Raw genomic sequence first — 18,587 nt, forward strand, 5'->3', positions numbered from 1 at the left:
ATGAGCGACAGCTACACTCCGCACGACCGGGAACGGATGGTCCACGAACCGGGTAAGACCGCGTGGCCCGGTGCGGCGGGCAAGGGACACCGCAGCGAGTTCTCCCGCGATCGTGCCCGCGTCCTGCACTCGGCGGCCCTGCGCCGCCTCGCCGACAAGACGCAGGTGATGGGACCGCGGGAGGGTGACACCCCGCGCACGCGGCTCACCCATTCGCTCGAGGTCGCCCAGATCGGCCGCAGCATCGCCGACGGCGTCGGCGCCGACCCCGACCTGGTCGACCTGGCGGGTCTGGCCCACGACATCGGCCACCCGCCCTACGGCCACAACGGCGAACGCGCGCTCGACGAATTCGCCGACGAATTCGGCGGTTTCGAGGGCAACGCGCAGAACCTGCGCATCCTCACCAGGCTGGAGCCGAAGGTGCTCGACGCGGCCGGGGACAGCGCCGGCCTCAACCTGACCCGCGCCGCCCTGGACGCGACCCTCAAATACCCCTGGGGCAGAAGCGGTTCCGGTACCAAGTTCGGCGCCTACGAAGACGACCTCGAGCGCCTGGCCTGGATCCGCAAGGACGCGCCGGAGCGCAAGCAGAGCCTGGAATGCCAGATCATGGACTGGTCCGACGACGTCGCCTACTCGGTGCACGATGTGGAGGACGGCGTGATCGTCGGCCGGATCGACCTGCGTGCCCTGGCCGACCCCGCCGAGCAGGCCGCCCTCGCCGAACAGGGCCACGGTCAGCATCCCGACCAGTCGATCGACGCGCTCGCCGCCGCCGCCCAGCGCCTGTCCGAGCTGGACGTGGTGGCCGACGCCGCCGATTACGACGGCACGTTCGCCGCGTCGGTGGCGCTCAAGCGCCTCACCAGCGAGCTGGTCGGCCGCTTCGCCACCGCCGCGATCGCCGCCACGCGGGAACATCAGGGCAGCGGCCCGCTCACCCGCTACCAGGCCGATCTGATCGTGCCGCCGATCGTGGCCGCCGAGGTCGCCGTGCTCAAGACGGTCGCCCTGCGCTACGTGCGCTCCGATCGCGGGCACCTGGCCAGGCAGCAGACCCAGCGGGAACGGGTGCAGGCCGTCGCCGACCGGCTGGTCACCACCGCGCCCGCCCACCTGGACGCTGTGATGCTGCCGTGGTGGAACGCCGCCACCGACGACACCGCCCGCGTGCGCGTGGTGATCGACCAGATCGCCTCCTACACCGAGAGCCGCTTCGAGCGCGTCGCCGCCTCGCTGGACTGCCGCTGAGAGCGGCCGACTAGACTTCTCTCGTGGCCGGACGAATCCCAGATCGCGATATCGCGGCGATCCGTGAACGTGTCCGGATCGAAGACGTAGTGGGCGAGTACGTCGCGCTCAAACGAGCGGGCGCCGACTCGATCAAGGGGCTGTGCCCGTTCCACGACGAGAAGTCGCCGTCGTTCCATGTGCGGCCCAACCACGGCCTGTTCCACTGCTTCGGTTGTGGCGAGGGCGGTGACGTCTACAAGTTCCTGCAGCAGATCGAGCACATCGGTTTCGTCGAGGCCGTCGAGCAGATGGCCGACCGGATCGGCTACCAGATCAACTACGAGGGCGGCGGCACCTCGGTCCAGCGCGACCGCGGCACCCGCTCCCGGCTGGTCGCCGCCAATGCCGCCGCGCACGAGTTCTACATGGCACAGCTGCGCGAGCCCGAGGCCGAGACGGCCCGCAAGTACCTGACCGACCGCAACTTCGACGGCGCCGCCGCCCAGCAGTTCGGCTGCGGCTACGCTCCCGGCGGCTGGGACGTGCTCACGAAACACCTGCTGCGCAAGGGCTTCGAATTCAAGGAGCTGGAAGCGGCCGGGCTGTCCAAGCAGGGCAAGCGCGGCCCGATCGACCGGTTCCACCGCCGCCTGCTGTGGCCGATCCGCAACCTGGGCGGCGAGGTGATCGGGTTCGGCGCGCGCAAGCTCTTCGACGATGACACCATGCCCGGCAAGTACGTGAACACGCCGGAGACATTGCTGTACAAGAAGTCCCAGGTGCTGTTCGGTCTCGACCACGCCAAGCGTGAGATCTCCAAGGGACACCAGGCCGTCGTCGTCGAGGGCTACACCGATGTGATGGCGATGCACCTGGCCGGGGTGAAGACCGCCGTGGCCTCCTGCGGCACCGCCTTCGGCGAGGAGCATCTGCAGGTGCTGCGCCGGCTGCTGATGGACGACAACTTCTGGCGCGGCGAGATCATCTACACCTTCGACGGTGACGCGGCGGGCCAAGCCGCGGCCCTGAAGGCGTTCAGCGGCGACCAGCGCCTGGCCGGCCAGACCTACATCGCCGTCGCGCCAGACGGCCAGGATCCGTGCGAGCTGCGTCAGCGCTCCGGTGACGCGGCCGTGCGCGACCTGGTCGCGCGCCGAACCCCGCTCTACGAGTTCGTGATCCGCGGCCTGCTCGCCGAACACAACCTCGACGACGTCGAGGGCCGCGTGGAGGCGCTGCGTCGCACGGTGCCCGTGGTGGCCCAGATCAAGGACAACGCGACGCGCAAGGGCTACGCGACCAAGCTGGCCGGCTGGGTCGGCTGGGACGACATCCAGCTCGTCGTGCGCCGCGTCGGCGAGGAAGCCAAGAAGAACCGCATGGGCGGCAACGCGCCCGCCGGCAGGCCGGGTGCCGCGCCGTTCGCGGCGCCCAAGACCGAAGAGGACTCCTCGGTCCGTCCGGCACCGAACGATCCGGCGCTCTACGCCCAGCGGCAAACCCTCAGTGCCGCACTGCAATACCCCGGCATCGCGGGCGCCGTCTTCGACTCCATCGACGCGGCCGCCTTCACCCACCCCGCCTATGTCGCCGTGCGCATCATGATCGCGCAGGCGGGCGGCACGGCCGCCGGGCTCGGCGGCGCCGAGTGGGTCGCGGCTGTCGCTGACCACACCGACGACCTGATGATCCGCGCGCTCGTCTCCGAACTCGCCAACGAGCAGCTGCCCGTGCGATCGCAGTCCGATGTGCCGCGCTTCATCACAGGCATTCTCGCGCGCACCCAGGAAGCCTGGGTCGGCCGTCAGATCGCCGAGCTCAAATCCAAGCTGCAGCGCCTGTCGGCCAGCGAGGAACCCGACACCTACATGACCCTGTTCGGCGACCTGGTCGCGCTCGAGCAGTACCGCAAGAGCCTCGCCGCCCAGGCGATGGGCAGCGAGACCGACCCCGCCGGGGTCTGAGTCAGCGGCGCAGCTGGTCGTGCGGCACCAGCACGGTGGTGCGCTCGTCGATCGGCTCCATGGGCTCGAGCTGCGGGCGGGTGCTCAACTTGTCCGACAGCTTCTGCCGGCTCACCGACACCAGTTTCCTGGTGACCGGGCTTCCCGTGACGGCTCTGGTCGCCGCACTGATCTGCTCGTAGCGCGCGCGCCCGGCCTTGGTGCCCAGCACATAACCGGCCGCTACGCCGATGATCAACCGCAGCATCTCCTGGAGCTCCTCCCACGTCTGTGTGCGCGCTCCATCCTGCCCCAGCGGCCCCACCCCTGTCGACCCGCCCACGCACCACAAACCGCCGCATGTCCGCAGGTAGTGCCCCGATTTGGGAACCGGCGAGGCCATACGCTAAAGTTTCATCTCGGTCAGCCCGCCAAGGCAGACCGACCGAGTGCAACCACTCGGGGCATCATTCCCCTATAGCTCAATTGGCAGAGCAGCCGACTGTTAATCGGCAGGTTTCTGGTTCGAGTCCAGATGGGGGAGCTTTGACCAGGGCAAACGTTTCGTTTGACCCTGGTTTTCTGCTTTTCAGGGGCGGGACGACACGGAAACGACACGCTTTCAGCGTTGGAAGCGTTCGAGCACTGCCGAATAGTCCGCGACCTCGGTGGGCTTGTCGATGTAGTGGCGCCGTGTTACCGCGTCGTCGGTATGACCGAGCTGCTGGGCCGCGGCTTCGGAACCGTACGCCTCGGCGAGGGCGGTGGCCACGGTCTTGCGGAAGGTTTTCAGCGTCACCCAGTCGAAATCGTTGCCCCGAGCCTCCCTCCACAACCGGTTGAAATTGTGCGGATCCCAGATGCCTCCGTCCCGGTTCGGGAATACCAAATCGAGTTCGTTGGGCGTCGACTCGGCCCGCACGCGTCGCAGCGTTTCGACTACGAACATGGGAGGGACGACCGAGCGGAATCCAGCCTCGGTCTTGGTCTGTGCCTGTCGGATCAAGCCTCTGCCCCTGAGCCGGACGATGGTGCCGGAGAACGTGATCCGCGGCGGTGTCGAATCGAGATCGATATCGGACCAGCGCAAAGCCAGTGCTTCGCCGGGGCGGGGTCCGGTTCCCACCTCGACATCGATGACGTCGAGCAGCCGCTGGTTGCGTCGTGGCCCGTAGTAGAAGTCCGAACCGCCATCCAGTGCCGCGCCGGCAGCCCAGGCTTGGAGTCGGCCCCACAGGGCCTGGACGGTCTCGAGATCGGCGGCGCGAGGCTTGCGCCGCCCGCGGGGCAGGCGGGCCACTTCTCGGACGGGGTTTCGGTCGATGGCATCGTGGCGCACTGCCATGCCCATCATTTCTGACAGGATCACTCGTTGGCAGCGGGCTTTGTCTCGATGGCCGTTGAGCACGATGCGTTGCAGATGGGCGTCGAGGACCGAGGTGGATGCTTCCCACAGCCGCAGGCCGCCGAGGGAGGATTTGATCTTGATCGCGTCCTCGCTGGCTCGCACATCGGTCGAGATCTCGATTTCGCGGCGATACCGGTCGACAGTCTGCTGGGTTACTCCTTCCTGCCGCGACTTTTCGGCCAACCACAGATCGGCCAGTTCCGACAGCTTGGTGTCGCGGGTGATCAGCTTCCCGCGGGAAGCTGATCGTTCGGCGAGCGCTTCCCGCAGAGAGAGTTCGGCGGCTCCGCGCGTCGCGGCGAATCGATGTACCGGCCGGGTGACACCGTCGTCGTCGCGGAAGCGGGTGGCAGCTCGCCAGCTGCCGTTGCGCTGTCGTTTGGCCGTGATCTGGCCATAGGTTCCGATGGGTAACGCTTGTCTGGGCATGACGGGTCCTTGGAAGTTGGTCGATGCTGCGGAAGGTGTCGCGGCGAAGCCCTTCCGAACTCACCTGATCGAATCGGGGCCGACTCGCCTGCGGTGGGCGGCCGGTGAGGGCAGTCGAAATCAACTCCGCACCGCGGTCATGCACGGAATTGACGCGGAGTGAAGCCGGTCGCTGACGTCGACCGCGCGATGTGGTTCTGCTGTCGGTTACTGGTTGGCGATCACTCTGGGATGGAAGGAACGAACCGTTCCCCGCGTGGCCGACACCAACCCGCCGCCGTCGAAGGCGTGCTGGGGCTCAGGAGCGCGGGTCCAGCAGCTGGAGGTGGGTGGCCTGGTAGGTGCAGGTTAGGTTCTGTGGCAGGTACGGGTCATGGCGGTCTGGTGGCACATCAGTCGCTTCGCCGGTGCCTTGGGTGTCGGCCACGCTGGCCGGATCTGATCTCCGTGCCAGAGGGAAGGTTGCCCTCCGCCGTGGCGGTGAGTTGATCTCGTTCCCACTGGAGGAGATCGTTGAGGGGGTATCGCCGGTAGCGCCCCATCCGCGCGTAAGGAGGTCCGGTGCCCTTCGACGCCCATACGGCGAGTGTCTTAAGCGGGACTCTCAAGCGTGCCGCTACCTCTACGCTGGTGAGCCAAACGCCATCCGGAATCATCACAGTCACCGGGCCGACAAGCGCTGAGGTGCAGTCGAAGCGCGGAGGACACGACCGAGCTCGGCGCGGCTGTGCGGCTGTTCGACTACTGGGCAGTGTGATTCGCGCAATGGTGGTTCAGCCAAACCTGGATACTGTAGGGGCCGAAACTCAACCTGCCAGAACGTTCGTCTCCTTGTCTGGCCGCACGCGTGGGGTGTTGTGAGATGCTGATTTCGACCGTTGACCGAAACGACGGTGGATGACACTTTGTCGCTCAGGAGCATTGCGACGCGAAATGGTCGTGCTGACATGGTCTCTCCTAGACCCGTCAGTGGCTCCTCCGGCTTCCATGAAACCTGATCTCGCAGCGGTCAGGCCAGTAGGTGTCCTGAGATGCTCGTCACATCTGCTGCAGTCGGCCTGCAACCTTTGTAGCAGCCCCGGACGCGGTAATGGGCTGTGGCGTGGCAAGATTCTTCAACGTGTAGCGGGCGGACCTCTCCAGGCGCAGGTGGCACCGCTGACTTGCCGGCAGTGTGCGGCCCGGATAAGCGGTCTCTGCTAGAGCCATTGACGCGATCTTGTGGCTGATACTGATGAGTCATATTGTCCGGCATGTGGGTTGGCCGCATTGCCCGTGGTCGGGGTTGTCGACGCCTCGGCCTGGATCGGTCGGGTCCGCGCGAATACGCATCTGGGCGGCCAACGTGTGGCGTCCTAGCCACGGCACTGACCGTTGATGTCTCACACTGACAACCGAGCCAGCTGGAGGTGTGACGGGAGCAGAGTATGAAGGCATGACCGACCTGCGGGAATTTGTCCGATGGTCTGAAGCTCTTCCAAGTCCAGTGTAATGCGCGTCCGTCGCGGCGAGCGCGACATCGGTCGCGGTGGGAATTACACAGCCGTCCATGGGTGAATCGACCGGTTGACCAGCACCTCGATCGGCGCTGAACCGCCGCGGCAACGGGCACCTCGGGTAGGCGTAGATCAGGTCATCGCACCGGTCCTTTTGAGCTCGACTTTGCGATGGGGTGCGCGGGCTACGCGGGTGCTGGTGGTCAGGTCGTGGATGGCTCGTCGGTTGTTGGCGGAGACAACGGCCAGCACACATCTCACGAGGAATGAGCCATAGGCGATCATCGCCAGCATGTCAAGAATGGTGGATTCAGGGTGCGCACCGGAGATCGACACGAAGAATGAGGGCAGGAAAATGATCAACATTCGCCAGGCAGCGATATTTGATCCGAGGCGGGGACGAGCCCACGGGTCGCGGGCACGACGCGTAGACCAAGTAGTCCCTTGCCGATGATTTGACCGTTGCGGCGCGCGAGTATGAACACTTCGAGGGGTCTGGCGGATGAACACCTCGGCCGGGTCCTGCCTCGGTCATTATCTGCGGCTTGTGCCCGGCGACGTAGTCGCGGACCGTCTGATACGACACCTCGTCCATCCATGCTCGTCGATCAGCCGGGCGTAGAGCCGTGTTTGACGGTGTCGCGCTGCTACTTCGGTGCCCGCAAGTCTTCCCGCAGCACCTCGTCGATGAACGGCTTGAACGGGTCGAGTTTGGACCCCCGCTTCGGGTACTGCTTGCGCGTGACCGGCCATACCGACATGCTCGGGTGGTCGCCGCGGTTGCCCGCACCATCGCCGAGGAGACCGATCGCTCCACCGGCACGGTTTCCCGGTTGCGGCGGCGCACTGAGCAGCTGTTGGCCGCCGAGCACGGGCGACGCTGCCCGCGCAGCACGTTCTAACGTTGTCGCAAGGCAAGCACACGTTCGGGTCGGCACGGACCCGCAGGTCGCTGGCCAAACAACCCGAAGGCCCGGTTCTCGACACTCGTTGCTGCGCGGCCCGGGGAGTTGATGCAGATCGACTCCACGCCACTGGACGTTCGGGTGGTCCTCGGCGATGGCCAGGTCAATCGGGTCGAGATGACCGGGTTGGTCGACCTGGCGACGCGGTCGATGGCTGCGCTGGTGGCGGCGCCGACCACGAAGTCGGTCGACGCCGCATTGCTGCTGGCACGGGCATTGACGCCCGAACCGATGCGGCCCAGCTGGAGCAATGCGTTGCGGATGTCTCGGTCGGTGCTGCCGCATCGCAGCTTGACCAGCGTCGATCAGCGGTTGGCCGATGCCGCAGCCCGGCCGGTGCTCGCGCCGGAGACGATCGTGTTCGTCCACGGCAAGGCATACTTGTCGCAGGACTCCCGCAGCGCCGCAAGAGCATTGGGAATCAGTCTGCAACCGACGCACCCCGACACTCCGACCGACAAAGCCGGCGGTAGAACGTACCCGCACTGCTGCGACCGGATCCCGGTCCTCTATGCGACAGTCCCGCCCGCAGCGACACCGCGGATGCTCGCCGCGGAGTTCGTTCGCCCGGTTCATCGGCCGCCGGTCACCACCGCGCGAACCTGACCGACATCTTCGAAGCCGTCTGCGGCGTCTGCTGCGACGCCGGAACCAGCGTCGTGATCTGCGATGAACTGCACAATATCTCGCTGGCCACCAAGCCCGGCGCCGAGGTCTCCTACACCTTGAAGTACTTCTCCGAGCGCATCCGGCGACCTTCGTCTATGCCGGGGTCAACGTCGAACGCGAAGGCTTGTTCTCCGGCACCCGCGGCGAACAGATCGCTGGCCGATTCACCATGATCCGCACCGTTGGCTTCCCCTACACCGCCGACTGGCGCGCCGTCGTCGCCACCCTCGAAAACACCCTGCACAACCATACGCCGGGATCGGTCACCGGCCTGGACCGCTATCTGCACAAACGCACTAGCGGGATGATGGGTAGCCTCTCGGCACTGATCCGCGAAGCAGCACTGGAAGCTATCCTCACCGGCGCAGAGACGATGACCAAAACGATGCTCGACGCAATCGACCTCGACCACGCCGCCACAGATTCAGCCCACTGCAACGGCTAAACCTCATGACCACCATCGATGCGGCACCGCTGCCGGTTCGCCTGCGACCCGAACCCGGCGAGACTGCCGAGTCCTTCGTCATCCGATTGGCCGTCGCAAACCATCAACGTCCCAGTTACCTTCGTCGACACGTCACCCCAGGTCGATATGGAACCGGCTGCATCGAACACGCCAAGCTTGCCGCGATCTCAGGCCGCACACCCAGGCGATCATGCGCATGTTCCCTGCGCTGGCCGAACGCCGACGTCCCAAGCGGCGGGGCAGCACTCAAGCCAGACGAGACGCCAAGCAGTGCAACGACACCATCAAACAAGCCTTAACGCCATCATTCGCCGAGACGCCGACAAAGGGCTCTCCGGCCGCGAGATCCAACGCAAGCACAACGTCGAACAGTCGGCGCAGCACTCACCCTGATCACCCCGCCACCCCGCAAGAACAATCGCCCCCGAGAACGAGCCAGCGTCCAACCCCTCGTTCCGCATATCGCCGCCATCCTCGAAGCGACGCCCGACGCGACGGGTCCAAGACGTCTGGAACCAACTACTCGACCAGCATCAGGCCGAAATCCCCTACACCTCGCTGCGGCTCTACCTCGCAGACCTCCGAGGCCTCAGCCCACGACACAGAAACTCCAATGCAGCTCACCTTCAGTGACTATCCCGCCTCCGCATCCTTGCGGCTGAATCTGAGCCACCCAGGTCACAGTCCGACGAATGGCTCAGATTCACCGGCACAGGAAACCACCGGTCGGTGACGTCACAGATCACCGATAGAACCACGCGGTGGAGATCGACGCCAGGTTGTCATCGCTAACCGAAGTACCGCGTGTCACCTGCTCTCCGATGGATGGTCTGGAACCCTTCCTTCGCCGCTTGTGGCCAGCACTCCCCAGGTAGCGACATCAGAAGGACAACAGAAGACAGAGCGCTTGTCATTCGGTGAATCGTTGTGTCCAGTCCCGAACTGTTTCGTCGGTGGCGCCGTGGGCTCGCGCCCACGCATGCACGCCGCCGGGATACTCGTCCCAGTGCGCCAGAACATCAGCGATGGCCTCCGGAACGGCGCCGCGGAGGTCGCGGTCGTTGGGGTGTGTCTCGCCGAGTTCGGGTGCGAATCGGGTGATACGCGCAAGGATCGCTTCTATATGCTCGTTGGTCGACAGGTAGTCGGCGATCACGTCGTCCGACTCGACTCCAGCGGTGCGTAGCAGCAAGGCGATCGCGATACCTGTGCGGTCCTTGCCGGCCGCGCAGTGCAACAGCACTGGGCCGGGGGCGGTGGCTGCGACCTGCAGGACATCCGCGAGCCGTTCTGCTGCGTTGGCAAGGATCCCGAGATAGATGTCTGCGAGCCGGGCGCCCTGGTTCGGTGCGGCGACTTCGGCATCGGACAGCAAAGAGATATGGTGTACGACGGTCTCGTCGGACCGCAATGGGTGCGCGCGGGCGTCGAACTCTCGGGGGCTGCGTAGGTCGATGACCGTTCTTGCGGGCCATGCGGCGACAGCGGTTGGGTGGGCGTCGCCAGGCGCAGGCAGTGCGCTGCGGTAGAGCACACCGGAACGGGTGTGCCGCCCACCGGAAGTCGGAAGCCCGCCGAGGTCACGGAGATTGGGTAGGACACCGAGGTCGGTGACGGTCACATCAACTTCTTTCTGAGTTGGGATGCGGCGCGGTCGAGGGTCACCACGACCACAAGAACGACCAGGACAATGGTGAGGACGTTTCCGTATTCGAAGAGCCGCAGCTGCTGGGTGAGTTCCATCCCGATGCCGCCTGCGCCAACAATGCCGAGGAGCGACGCGGCACGCACATTCCCGTCGAGCATGAGGAGGGTGTAGCTGGCGATGGTTGGAGCGGACTGAGGCAGTAGGACCCAGCTGATGCACTGGGACCGCGTGGCACCAGCGGCGGCCGCCGCCTCCCATGCGCGCATGTCCATGGTTTCGAAGATATCGGCGAACAGTCGGGCCATCCCGGCAGCCGATCCGATGATAATGGCGAGGGCGCCTGCGAGCGGTCCCAGCCCGACGGCTGAGACGAACAGCAGCGCCCACATCAATTCAGGGATGGCGCGGGTGATGTTGATCGAGGTGCGTGCGGCGTGGTGCAGCCAGACCTGACCGAAGACAGATCGCGCGCCGAGCAGCGCCCACGGTAGCGCGAGGGCGCCGCCGACTGCGGTACCAATGACCGCGATGGCGAGCGTTTCGCCCATCAGGTGGACGGCGGTGGGGAGGATCGACAGGTCGGGCGGGAACATGCGACCGACAAAGTCTACGATGTTGGGAAGCCCGTCGACGAGCGCGTCCAGGGAAAACTCGGTGGTCTCCGCTGACCACAGGACAACCACGGCTGCGGCGAGGACGCCGGCGACAGTCGGCCAGGACGGACGCCGCAACGCGGCGAGGTCGGATGTCGAAGGGGAGGCCGGGACGTGATCTGTATCCATATCCATCACTGCGCGTCCATCAAAGCACGCTCAGTTTCGGCGTAGAGAAGGTCGAGGTCGGCTGCCGTTACCGATCGTGAGGGGCGGTCGAAGGCGAGGGTTCCAGCCCTCAGCCCCACCAACCGGTCCGCGACATGGCGCGCCAACTCGACGTTGTGGAGATTCAGCACTGCTGTCATACCTTCGACTCGCGCCAGTCGCACGATGTCGTCGATGACGCCACGCGCGAGGACGGGGTCAAGATTGGCGACCGGCTCGTCGGCGAGCAGCATGTCGGGCTGTTGTGCGAGTGCGCGGGCGATCGCAACGCGTTGACGCTGCCCACCCGACAGTGCATCGGCACGCTTGCGGAGTTGGTCCTCGAGGCCGAGTCGGCGGATGCTGTCGACGGCGATCTCGCGATCGCTGCGGCGTATGTAGTGCAAAAGGCTCGGTAGCGACCGCTGGTAGGCGAGGCGCCCGATGAGTGCGTTCGACAGCACTGTCGCCCGATCGATGAGCTGGAATTCCTGAAACACCAGCCCTACTCGTGCGTGCGCTCGACGCTTGGCGCGTCGGCGCAGGCCGGCGCGGTCGACTCCGTCATGCAGCACCCGCCCTGACGTCGGGGCCACCAGACCTGCGAGGCAACGCATAAGTGTCGACTTCCCGGCCCCGCTGCGACCAAGTACGGCGACGATCTCGCCCTGCGCTACTTGCATGGATACCTCGTGTAGTGCAGTGGTGCCATCGGAATATTGATAGCTCACTGCGTCGGCCTCCACTCTCGGTAGGCCGCTGCGTATCGACGTCATTTTTGCGACAACTCCGCGAGATCCACACCGAGTTCGGCTGCGGCGTCACGGAAGATTGCGAAGTCGCTTTCCTGCGCTCTGTCGAAGCGAGTTGCCCCGACCACTCCAAGCGCCGCGGCGTTGTTGCCGCCAACGAACGAATCCACGATGCCTTGCTTGAGCGCTGGATCGAGGTCCTTTCGTGCAATCACTACGAGGGAGACCGGAATCGGGTCGGACTCGGCGACGATCGCTTGTTGGGCACCGTCGATCACCCCCTTGTCCACCATCTTCTGATAGGACGATCGCGCGTCGGCGGCACAGTCGACTGAGCCCTGCTTCACGGCGAGCTCGGCGGTGTCATGGCCGCCGGCGTACATGCCCTCGATGCCGGTTTCCGGGTCGATCCCAGCCCGCTTCAGCATGAGCTTGGGAATGTAGTTGCCACTGGTCGATCCGGCATCGACGAACGCGATCTTGCGGCCACGAAGATCGGCGATCGAGTTGATGCCAGCGCTAGTGCGACATACGAACACTGAGCTGTAGGCGGCACCCTTTGCCGCGACGAGAGGTTCGACACCGGCGACGGCCTGGGCAAGAGGTGTCGGAAAGGGGCTGAAAACAGCCACATCGATGAGTCCGGACCGCATGGCCTCGACGATCGACAGGTAGTCGCTGGTCGGCTTAACTTCCACGGCCTTGCCTGTTCCCTCGGCGATCAGTGAGGTAAGCGGCTTGAACTTTGCCTGCAGGTCCGCGTTGGCCTCCGCGGGGGGCAATCCCACTTTCAGCACGTCGGGCGCGCCGCTTTGGGTGGAGGAGTCACCGCAGGCGGTGACACCGCACATGATCACCACGCAGGCGGCAGCGGCCAAGTTGCGGAGCAGTTGTGGGTTGATGCGCATGGGCAGGCCTTTCCAAGCTGAATCCGAGGTAGTTCCAAATATTCATCTAGACAAATTGACTCAGCAACGCTCAGACGTGTCTGGAAGGCGAATAGCTCTTGAACAGCTATGATCTGATTGACTGGCTGTCCGGAACGCTTCGGGAGTCCTCTAGACTAGGTTGATGCCGAGTAAAATCTCCACGAGCCGGGTGCCGCTCTACCGGCAGGTGCAGGACGTCCTTTTGCAGCGACTCGACAGCGGAGCTTTGCGCCCGGGCGACCGGCTGCCGCCCGAGACCGACCTGGCAGCAGAGCTGCGAGTGAACCGACTCACGGTCCGCCAGGCGATCGGGGAGCTGACCCGTGCCGGCCGGTTGGTCGCACGGCAGGGGTCGGGAACGTTCGTTGCCCCGCCGCCTCGGCACTTTCCTATCGAACTCGCCGCTGCCTTCATCAACGATGCCGATGGTCTCAGTGAAGCCTTCAGCGCCGTGGGGAGAACGCTGACCGAGTCATTGGTGGCGAGCGAGATCGTGCTGGGCGGGAGCGCGCCGCAGGCGGAGGGATATCTGCCGGGCAGCCGGCTACATCGCATCGACACCGTGCTCGAGGTCGACGGCGAACCCTGGTTCGCGAACTCGCTGTGGATGGACGACCGACGATTCGCCGGCATCGAACGACATCTGCAGGATGGATGCTCACTGTATGTGGTGTGGCGTGACATCTACGGCGTGCGACTGAAGGCGGCCTGGCGTTCATTCGCCGCAGCGGCTGCCTCGCCACGAGTGGCGGAACTTCTCGGTGTACCTGCAGGTGCGCCGGTGCTGCTGCGAGACGGCCTCAACCTCGATGAGCACGGTGCCCCTACTGTGTATATCAACCGCGCCTGCCGCAGCGATCGCGTGCAGTTCGTCGCGAACTACCTGCATTCGGACTGATCCTCGGAGATCGGTTCTTAGTCCCATACGAGGCGATCTGAGCGTCGTTCTGCTCGTGCCGGACACAGACGTTGGTTCGCAGGGTTCTGGACGCGTATGACCACCTGCGCTATGGGAGATCAGGCCACCGAAGAAATTGGGAGAAGCTAGGGCTGGACGGGCAAGATCGACCTCGCTGACGAGCAGTTCCTTCCGCGGAGCGAGATCTGTACTGGAGTGAGAGCAGCCTGTTGGGATTCGCCGCGCCGGAACGCAACCTTTGCGGGTTCATCTACTTCTACTTCCGGCCGAATATGAACCTGGTGGTGGGTGGTCCGGCGATCTGGGACGACACAGGCGAGGATGTCGACAACTGCCTCTACTACGGCTGGGATCAGCATCTTGCGATCCTCGAAGGCGCCCAGATGTATGACTTTGAGTTGTCGAACTCACTGTCCTGCGAGATGGTCGAGCCGCAGAAAGAATACCGGCTAGGGTACGGCCGCAAGGGAGTGAAGATCGACCTGACCTGGACTGCACTTGCTGAGCCGCATTACACGATGCTTGCGGAGGGGGAGAGGAAAACCGGGGCATCGGGAGTTGGGTCGCGCGTGCCGGCGACCTGTCGGTCGGTCACTACGAGCAGGCCGGCTGGTTCAAGGGAACGGTCCAGATCGAGGGCGAATCGATCCCGATCGACTGTGGGGCGCTTCGTGATCGCGGTTGGGGCCCCGTCACGCCGACGCCAAGGATCCCGTGCGCGCCGGCCGGCCGTATGTCTTCGCCTCGGCGGAGAGTGGATGGCATCTATATCCCAGCAGCGCCCTCTCGTTTGACGATGATCCCAACATCGGCACGACGGAATCGGCGACCCATGGTTTCTACATTCGCGATGGGATCAAGGCCCAGGTCGTCGAGTGCACACGTCGAGCCGATCGTGGGCGCGACGGGCGGGTGCTGGCCCAGGCCATCGACTGCGTCGACGAACTGGGCCGGGAGCTGCACGCGGTCGGGACGTCGCTGAACTGGTTGAAGTGGCCCCACTACACCGATATCGTCAACTGGTGGTCGTTGGTGAAGCGGGAATACGACGGCGTGGTGGTCTACGGCGAGGACCAGTACGTCATGAACTTCCGGCACTACCGCAGGTTGTGGACGAGACTTCTGGCTGAGGATCCTGGGCTACTGCACTGCTTCCCTAAGTCGCCGGACAATCGCAAACGTGCCAAGACGTAAACGCGCAGATGCTGAGTATCGACCGTGAGTGCCGCTTTGGATCGTGGCCGCAGGGCAATGCTGAATTGCGGGCTGGACCGTTCGGAGAACGGGCTTCCATCTCAACACCCGCCTGCGCTGCACCTTCGCCCAGCGATTAGAAACGACCGTGAGGGGGTGTCTCCCCATCCATCTGGCGGAGGTAATGGCCGGACATGATCGGGTGTGGTGCATGGTATTTGGTTGTGACCGACAAAACTGTCGTTGCGTTTGAGGCCGACTGCCCGGCAAGCTGTGGGCGCTGGTTCGGCTTTAGCTGCCGCCTTCATGCCCGCCGACGCGGTGGTAAACCGCGGCCGCCAGAACGAGCGGCGTTCATCGCCGACGTCAATGTGTTGGCCGAGAGCGAAAACCGGCGAGTTTGAACGAGCAACGTCCGCGTTTGCGCCGAGCGGCACGATTGCTCGGACACAGTGGCCGCGGATGCGGTTGCTGGCCATGGTTGGTGGCCATACAGCGTCACCGACCCGTCCGTGATCGGCATTGAAACCGTTACTCCGCCAACTGGACTCATCGACCCGAACCGGGCTCACCTAGGTACCGGGAGACTCCTGTCAGCCGATGGTGCTCAGTGGCGGCCGCCGAGTTCGAGGAACAGGACGCCGACGACGATTAGGGTGATGCCGCCGAGCATTCGTCGTGTCAGTGGTTCGCTGAAAATGTACTTCGAGGCGATGGCTGTAATGGCGACACCGGAGGCCGTCCAGATTCCGTAGGCGATGCCCAGCGGCAGCCCCTGCCGCAGGCCAACCAGTAGGCACAGGAACGCGGCGATGTAGCCGATGGTGGCTGCAGCGTAGAGCTTCGTGTGCCCCATCGCGGCAACTCGCAGTGACAGGGTCGCGATGACTTCGAAGACGATGGCGCAGATCAAGAACAGATACTGCATCATTGGCTCATCTCGGGTGTGCTGGCCTCATCGCGGCGTGATCCTGTTTCGACGAGCAGGACACCGGCGATGACCAGCACGAGTCCCGCGCCCATAGTGAGGGTGAACGCTTCATCGAAAATAAGCGAGGACAGGATCGCTGTCAGCGCCACACCGCTAGCGCCCCAAATACCGTATGCGGCTCCCAGTGCTAGACCGCGTTTGAGGACAGCAGTCAGGAATACGAACGCCGCCACATAGCCCACAACGACGACCACGAACAGAGCTGGGTTCGACTCGGAGCCCTTCAATGACAAAGAGGCCGCAACCTCGCTGAGAATGGCTGCGGATAGCAGTAGCCAGGTCATCATTGTAGTTCCTTCCAAGAGTCCGAGCGCGAATCGCAGCAGGTCGGATCGATCATCGTCGGGCATCGGAAAGGGCGATCGTGCCCACGAACCACGCTCCCTCGCGAGGAGTCGGAGTATGCAACCGGGTCCGCTCACCTCGCCCCACTCATGGAACCTCCTGGTCCACCGCTACATCGACGGCCAGCGGGAGAACGGTCAACCAGGGATCGACGCCAGAGACGATCCGTAAGGTTGCGTGTGCCCGGTCGGATCTTAGCGGCCCGAATCGCGTTGTTCCGGGCTGATTCTGGCGCCGGGCCGACTGAATGACTGGTGGAAGATATTCCGCAGTCATTGCTGGTCCAGGATGCTGGTGTGCTCGACCTGTGTGGCGATCGCGAGTCTTTGCAGGTAATCATGTTCGGAGGTGATCCACACTGTCGGCAGGGTCGGGTTGAATTGTCTTGCCGTGCCGTCGAGGATGAGGCCGTCGAAGCGTGTCGCCGAATGCAGGAACGCCAGCACGGTCTCGGTGGTGTCCATCCATCCGGCGATCGTGACCTTGCGCGCAGGAAATCCTTGTGTCGTAAGGGCTTTCGTGACCATGGGCGCGGAATCCAGGCAGGCGCCGTCAATCGGGTTCTCGACAGCGATGCCGGCGAGGATTGCTGTCAGCGATGCGATGATGTCCGCGTCGACAGGCTTGTGCACAAGCTCTCCTCCTCGGGACCGGTTGTGCTAGAGGCATCAGATGCTCCGGTGGCTCAGGACTCGCACAACTGTAGCTCCGCGGCGGCCGGGCCGGACGAGCTGAGCTCGGTCGCTGCGGAGAACAGGGGTGCTGAAATGCCGAGTGTGCTGCTCGTCGGAATCGAGTAGAGGGCTGTGTCAGCGTCGCCTCGCCGACGAGGGCCCTTCCTGATCCGGTACCGGCGGCCCATCGCCGTCGGTTGGAGTCGTACCCACCGGCTATGCCCGCAGTAGCGGTCTGTCGATCCCAGGCGAAGGTGAGTGGAGTTGTGTTCAACCCGTTGCCGGTGGTGCGCCGAACCCGGTGCGTTGCTACCAAAGCGCCGGGCATCGCGGCACGCGACCGTTATGGCTCGCGAGTGTTCGGCGAGCAAGACATCGGCAGCCGGCTGCGGACACCGCAGCGCGACAATATTGCGTTGATCCGCCAACACATCCACGACATCGGGCCCGACGGCGTGGTCTGGGCACGTCGTCTGCGCGGCGGCGTCTAGGGGTGTAAGCCCCGCACTGGATGCAACAGGAAGCTTGCGAACAGGGGTCACTCCGAGCGAGGCGTTGCCGAGAGATTGCCAGAAGAGAGAGTCTTGACTTCCAGCCAATGAGAGTCGAGACTTCCTTCATTACACGATGCTCTGAGAGGTTCCCATGACTCGCACAGTCCAAGACCCGCCGCTCGATGCACAAGCTGAGCGGCTGCAACCGATTCAGGATGTTCCGCTGTGGACGGAGAGCTTCCACGGCTCCGGATACGATCCGAACAATCGGCTGGGCGTCTTCGTACATGTCGCCCGTGCACAGTTCGACCCCGAACTGTGGGATGAGACGTGTGTGATCTACCTTCCCGACGGGCGCTTCGCCGTGCACCGTGGCTTCGCCTATGGCGACAGGCCTGAGGGCCCGGCGGCCAATGCCGTCACTTACGTCTACCGGAAGCCTTTCGAGGAGTGGGACCTGCGATTCCGGGGCAGCGTCCGCGTGGTGACGGCCAAGGAGCTCGCGGCGAACACGCTCGCCGATGGAGTGCACGTCAAGGCGGAGCTGGACCTCACGTTGCGTGCGATCGGGCCCGCGTTCGGGATCGGCGGCATGCGTCAAGAGTTCTGGGCCCACGGTCACTACGAGCAGCACGTCGGGCTGCGCGGGATGGTGACAGTCGACGGCACCCTTTTCGACTTCGACGGCACCGGGATGCGGGATCATTCCGTCGGTCCGCGCGACATCAACGACCTCGAGCTTCACTCGTGGTGTCACGGTGAGTTTCCCAGCGGACGGGTGTTCATGGCGATGGACGTGACCTCTGCGGAGGGGACCTGCCTGCGCTATGCCGTCGTCGGGAACCGGGACGGTCTGGTGGAGGCCACCGTCCTGTCGCCCGGCGCGAGTCTGCTCGCGTCTGCAGCTCAGTCCCAGGACCCTTACACCCTGGAACTCGAGGGTCCGGAGGGGCCGACAACCATTCGGGCGGAGATCCTGCAGTCGCTGCCGCTGAGCATGTGCGGAACCAATGACTGGGTCCCTGGTACTCGCACCGACGGTCATCACCTCATGTACGAGAGCAAGACCCGTTTCGAATGGGACGGCGAGATCGGTTACGGCCTCACCGAGCGAAGCGCACCAGTCCGGTGAACTCCGACCCGCTCGACGGCGACTGGAGCCCGCACGGTTGGTGGACGACCACCAACCTCGGGGAGGCTCTCCCCGGTGTGCTCACCCCGCTTACATG

18 protein-coding genes, 1 tRNA gene and 1 pseudogene are annotated in these 18,587 nt (G+C 64.5%); 9 read left to right on the forward strand and 11 right to left on the reverse strand.

Annotated features, from left to right (window positions below):
* Positions 1–1,254: a deoxyguanosinetriphosphate triphosphohydrolase gene (locus tag QH270_RS20470; RefSeq protein ID WP_280344895.1), complete on the forward strand. Its 1,254-nt coding sequence runs from the start codon at positions 1–3 to the stop codon at positions 1,252–1,254.
* 23 nt (positions 1,255–1,277) lie between these two features.
* Positions 1,278–3,200 (forward strand): DNA primase, encoded by a 1,923-nt coding sequence (dnaG, locus tag QH270_RS20475; RefSeq protein ID WP_280344898.1) that lies wholly within the window; start codon positions 1,278–1,280, stop codon positions 3,198–3,200.
* A 1-nt stretch (position 3,201) separates the two neighbouring features.
* On the opposite strand, the gene QH270_RS20480 is transcribed toward dnaG, so the two are convergent.
* The gene (locus tag QH270_RS20480) at positions 3,202–3,447 is read right to left on the reverse strand and encodes a hypothetical protein (RefSeq protein ID WP_110039640.1); all 246 of its coding nucleotides are present in this window, start codon (positions 3,445–3,447) and stop codon (positions 3,202–3,204) included.
* Between the two features lie 203 nt (positions 3,448–3,650).
* Here QH270_RS20480 and QH270_RS20485 point away from each other — a divergent pair.
* Positions 3,651–3,723 (forward strand) — tRNA-Asn (locus QH270_RS20485).
* A 78-nt stretch (positions 3,724–3,801) separates the two neighbouring features.
* Here the strand turns inward: QH270_RS20485 and QH270_RS20490 are convergent.
* The 3 genes from QH270_RS20490 to QH270_RS20500 form a co-directional block, all read right to left on the reverse strand.
* Positions 3,802–5,016 carry a tyrosine-type recombinase/integrase gene (locus QH270_RS20490; protein ID WP_280344902.1) on the reverse strand — a complete coding sequence of 405 codons (1,215 nt, stop codon included), beginning with the start codon at positions 5,014–5,016 and terminating at the stop codon, positions 3,802–3,804.
* A gap of 392 nt (positions 5,017–5,408) precedes the next feature.
* Positions 5,409–5,672, reverse strand: coding sequence for a helix-turn-helix domain-containing protein (locus QH270_RS20495; RefSeq protein ID WP_280345021.1), 264 nt, complete (start codon positions 5,670–5,672; stop codon positions 5,409–5,411).
* A 972-nt stretch (positions 5,673–6,644) separates the two neighbouring features.
* Complete coding sequence (locus QH270_RS20500) at positions 6,645–6,878, reverse strand: hypothetical protein (protein ID WP_280344905.1); 234 nt, start codon at positions 6,876–6,878, stop codon at positions 6,645–6,647.
* A 398-nt stretch (positions 6,879–7,276) separates the two neighbouring features.
* Here QH270_RS20500 and QH270_RS20505 point away from each other — a divergent pair.
* Both QH270_RS20505 and QH270_RS20510 read left to right on the forward strand, forming a co-directional pair.
* Positions 7,277–7,958 (forward strand): annotated as a pseudogene (locus QH270_RS20505) (integrase); the annotation flags it as partial.
* Positions 7,959–8,270: 312 nt separating this feature from the next.
* Entirely contained in the window at positions 8,271–8,591 is a 321-nt protein-coding gene (locus QH270_RS20510; RefSeq protein ID WP_280344907.1) for a hypothetical protein, read from the forward strand.
* Between the two features lie 931 nt (positions 8,592–9,522).
* On the opposite strand, the gene QH270_RS20515 is transcribed toward QH270_RS20510, so the two are convergent.
* Genes QH270_RS20515 through QH270_RS20530 form a run of 4 tightly spaced genes read right to left on the reverse strand, consistent with a single transcriptional unit; the run spans position 9,523 to position 12,720 of the window.
* Positions 9,523–10,233 carry a tyrosine-protein phosphatase gene (locus QH270_RS20515; protein WP_280344910.1) on the reverse strand — a complete coding sequence of 237 codons (711 nt, stop codon included), beginning with the start codon at positions 10,231–10,233 and terminating at the stop codon, positions 9,523–9,525.
* Complete coding sequence (phnE, locus tag QH270_RS20520) at positions 10,230–11,048, reverse strand: phosphonate ABC transporter, permease protein PhnE (RefSeq protein WP_280345025.1); 819 nt, start codon at positions 11,046–11,048, stop codon at positions 10,230–10,232. Before phnE ends, QH270_RS20515 begins: the two co-directional genes overlap by 4 nt.
* A complete protein-coding gene (phnC, locus tag QH270_RS20525; RefSeq protein ID WP_280344913.1) occupies positions 11,048–11,791 on the reverse strand; it encodes a phosphonate ABC transporter ATP-binding protein in 744 nt (247 codons plus the stop codon). The genes phnE and phnC overlap by 1 nt, the downstream gene beginning before the upstream one ends.
* 41 nt (positions 11,792–11,832) lie before the next feature.
* Positions 11,833–12,720, reverse strand: a complete 888-nt coding sequence (locus tag QH270_RS20530) for a phosphate/phosphite/phosphonate ABC transporter substrate-binding protein (RefSeq protein ID WP_280344917.1) — start codon at positions 12,718–12,720, stop codon at positions 11,833–11,835.
* Between the two features lie 163 nt (positions 12,721–12,883).
* Between QH270_RS20530 and QH270_RS20535 the strand changes: the two genes are divergently transcribed.
* Both QH270_RS20535 and QH270_RS20540 read left to right on the forward strand, forming a co-directional pair.
* Positions 12,884–13,639: a GntR family transcriptional regulator gene (locus QH270_RS20535; RefSeq protein ID WP_280344920.1), complete on the forward strand. Its 756-nt coding sequence runs from the start codon at positions 12,884–12,886 to the stop codon at positions 13,637–13,639.
* Between the two features lie 735 nt (positions 13,640–14,374).
* Positions 14,375–14,854, forward strand: a complete 480-nt coding sequence (locus tag QH270_RS20540) for a hypothetical protein (RefSeq protein ID WP_280344923.1) — start codon at positions 14,375–14,377, stop codon at positions 14,852–14,854.
* Between the two features lie 607 nt (positions 14,855–15,461).
* On the opposite strand, the gene QH270_RS20545 is transcribed toward QH270_RS20540, so the two are convergent.
* The 3 genes from QH270_RS20545 to QH270_RS20555 form a co-directional block, all read right to left on the reverse strand.
* On the reverse strand, positions 15,462–15,782 hold the full coding sequence (locus QH270_RS20545) for a DMT family transporter (RefSeq protein WP_280345028.1): 321 nt from the start codon (positions 15,780–15,782) through the stop codon (positions 15,462–15,464).
* Positions 15,782–16,129, reverse strand: a complete 348-nt coding sequence (locus tag QH270_RS20550) for a DMT family transporter (protein WP_280344927.1) — start codon at positions 16,127–16,129, stop codon at positions 15,782–15,784. The genes QH270_RS20545 and QH270_RS20550 overlap by 1 nt, the downstream gene beginning before the upstream one ends.
* 333 nt (positions 16,130–16,462) lie before the next feature.
* Complete coding sequence (locus tag QH270_RS20555; RefSeq protein ID WP_280344930.1) at positions 16,463–16,822, reverse strand: hypothetical protein; 360 nt, start codon at positions 16,820–16,822, stop codon at positions 16,463–16,465.
* Between the two features lie 308 nt (positions 16,823–17,130).
* Here QH270_RS20555 and QH270_RS20560 point away from each other — a divergent pair, with 308 nt between their 5' ends.
* Positions 17,131–17,355, forward strand: a complete 225-nt coding sequence (locus QH270_RS20560; protein WP_280344933.1) for a hypothetical protein — start codon at positions 17,131–17,133, stop codon at positions 17,353–17,355.
* 154 nt (positions 17,356–17,509) lie between these two features.
* A complete protein-coding gene (locus QH270_RS20565; protein WP_280344936.1) occupies positions 17,510–18,490 on the forward strand; it encodes a hypothetical protein in 981 nt (326 codons plus the stop codon).
* Positions 18,491–18,587: the final 97 nt, after the last annotated feature.

This window comes from Nocardia neocaledoniensis, assembly GCF_029868625.1.
Taxonomy (GTDB): Bacteria; Actinomycetota; Actinomycetes; order Mycobacteriales; family Mycobacteriaceae; genus Nocardia; species Nocardia neocaledoniensis_A.

What these genes read in the sequence shown, in the direction of transcription:
- QH270_RS20470 (WP_280344895.1), top strand. Translation starts at nt 1, where the DNA reads ATGAGCGACAGCTACACTCCGCACGACCGGGAACGGATGGTCCACGAA.
- QH270_RS20480 (WP_110039640.1), bottom strand. Translation starts at nt 3,447, where the DNA reads ATGCTGCGGTTGATCATCGGCGTAGCGGCCGGTTATGTGCTGGGCACC.
- QH270_RS20490 (WP_280344902.1), bottom strand. Translation starts at nt 5,016, where the DNA reads ATGCCCAGACAAGCGTTACCCATCGGAACCTATGGCCAGATCACGGCC.
- QH270_RS20495 (WP_280345021.1), bottom strand. Translation starts at nt 5,672, where the DNA reads ATGATTCCGGATGGCGTTTGGCTCACCAGCGTAGAGGTAGCGGCACGC.
- QH270_RS20500 (WP_280344905.1), bottom strand. Translation starts at nt 6,878, where the DNA reads ATGTTGATCATTTTCCTGCCCTCATTCTTCGTGTCGATCTCCGGTGCG.
- phnE (WP_280345025.1), bottom strand. Translation starts at nt 11,048, where the DNA reads ATGGATATGGATACAGATCACGTCCCGGCCTCCCCTTCGACATCCGAC.
- QH270_RS20530 (WP_280344917.1), bottom strand. Translation starts at nt 12,720, where the DNA reads ATGCGCATCAACCCACAACTGCTCCGCAACTTGGCCGCTGCCGCCTGC.
- QH270_RS20535 (WP_280344920.1), top strand. Translation starts at nt 12,884, where the DNA reads ATGCCGAGTAAAATCTCCACGAGCCGGGTGCCGCTCTACCGGCAGGTG.
- QH270_RS20545 (WP_280345028.1), bottom strand. Translation starts at nt 15,782, where the DNA reads ATGCAGTATCTGTTCTTGATCTGCGCCATCGTCTTCGAAGTCATCGCG.
- QH270_RS20550 (WP_280344927.1), bottom strand. Translation starts at nt 16,129, where the DNA reads ATGACCTGGCTACTGCTATCCGCAGCCATTCTCAGCGAGGTTGCGGCC.
- QH270_RS20565 (WP_280344936.1), top strand. Translation starts at nt 17,510, where the DNA reads ATGACTCGCACAGTCCAAGACCCGCCGCTCGATGCACAAGCTGAGCGG.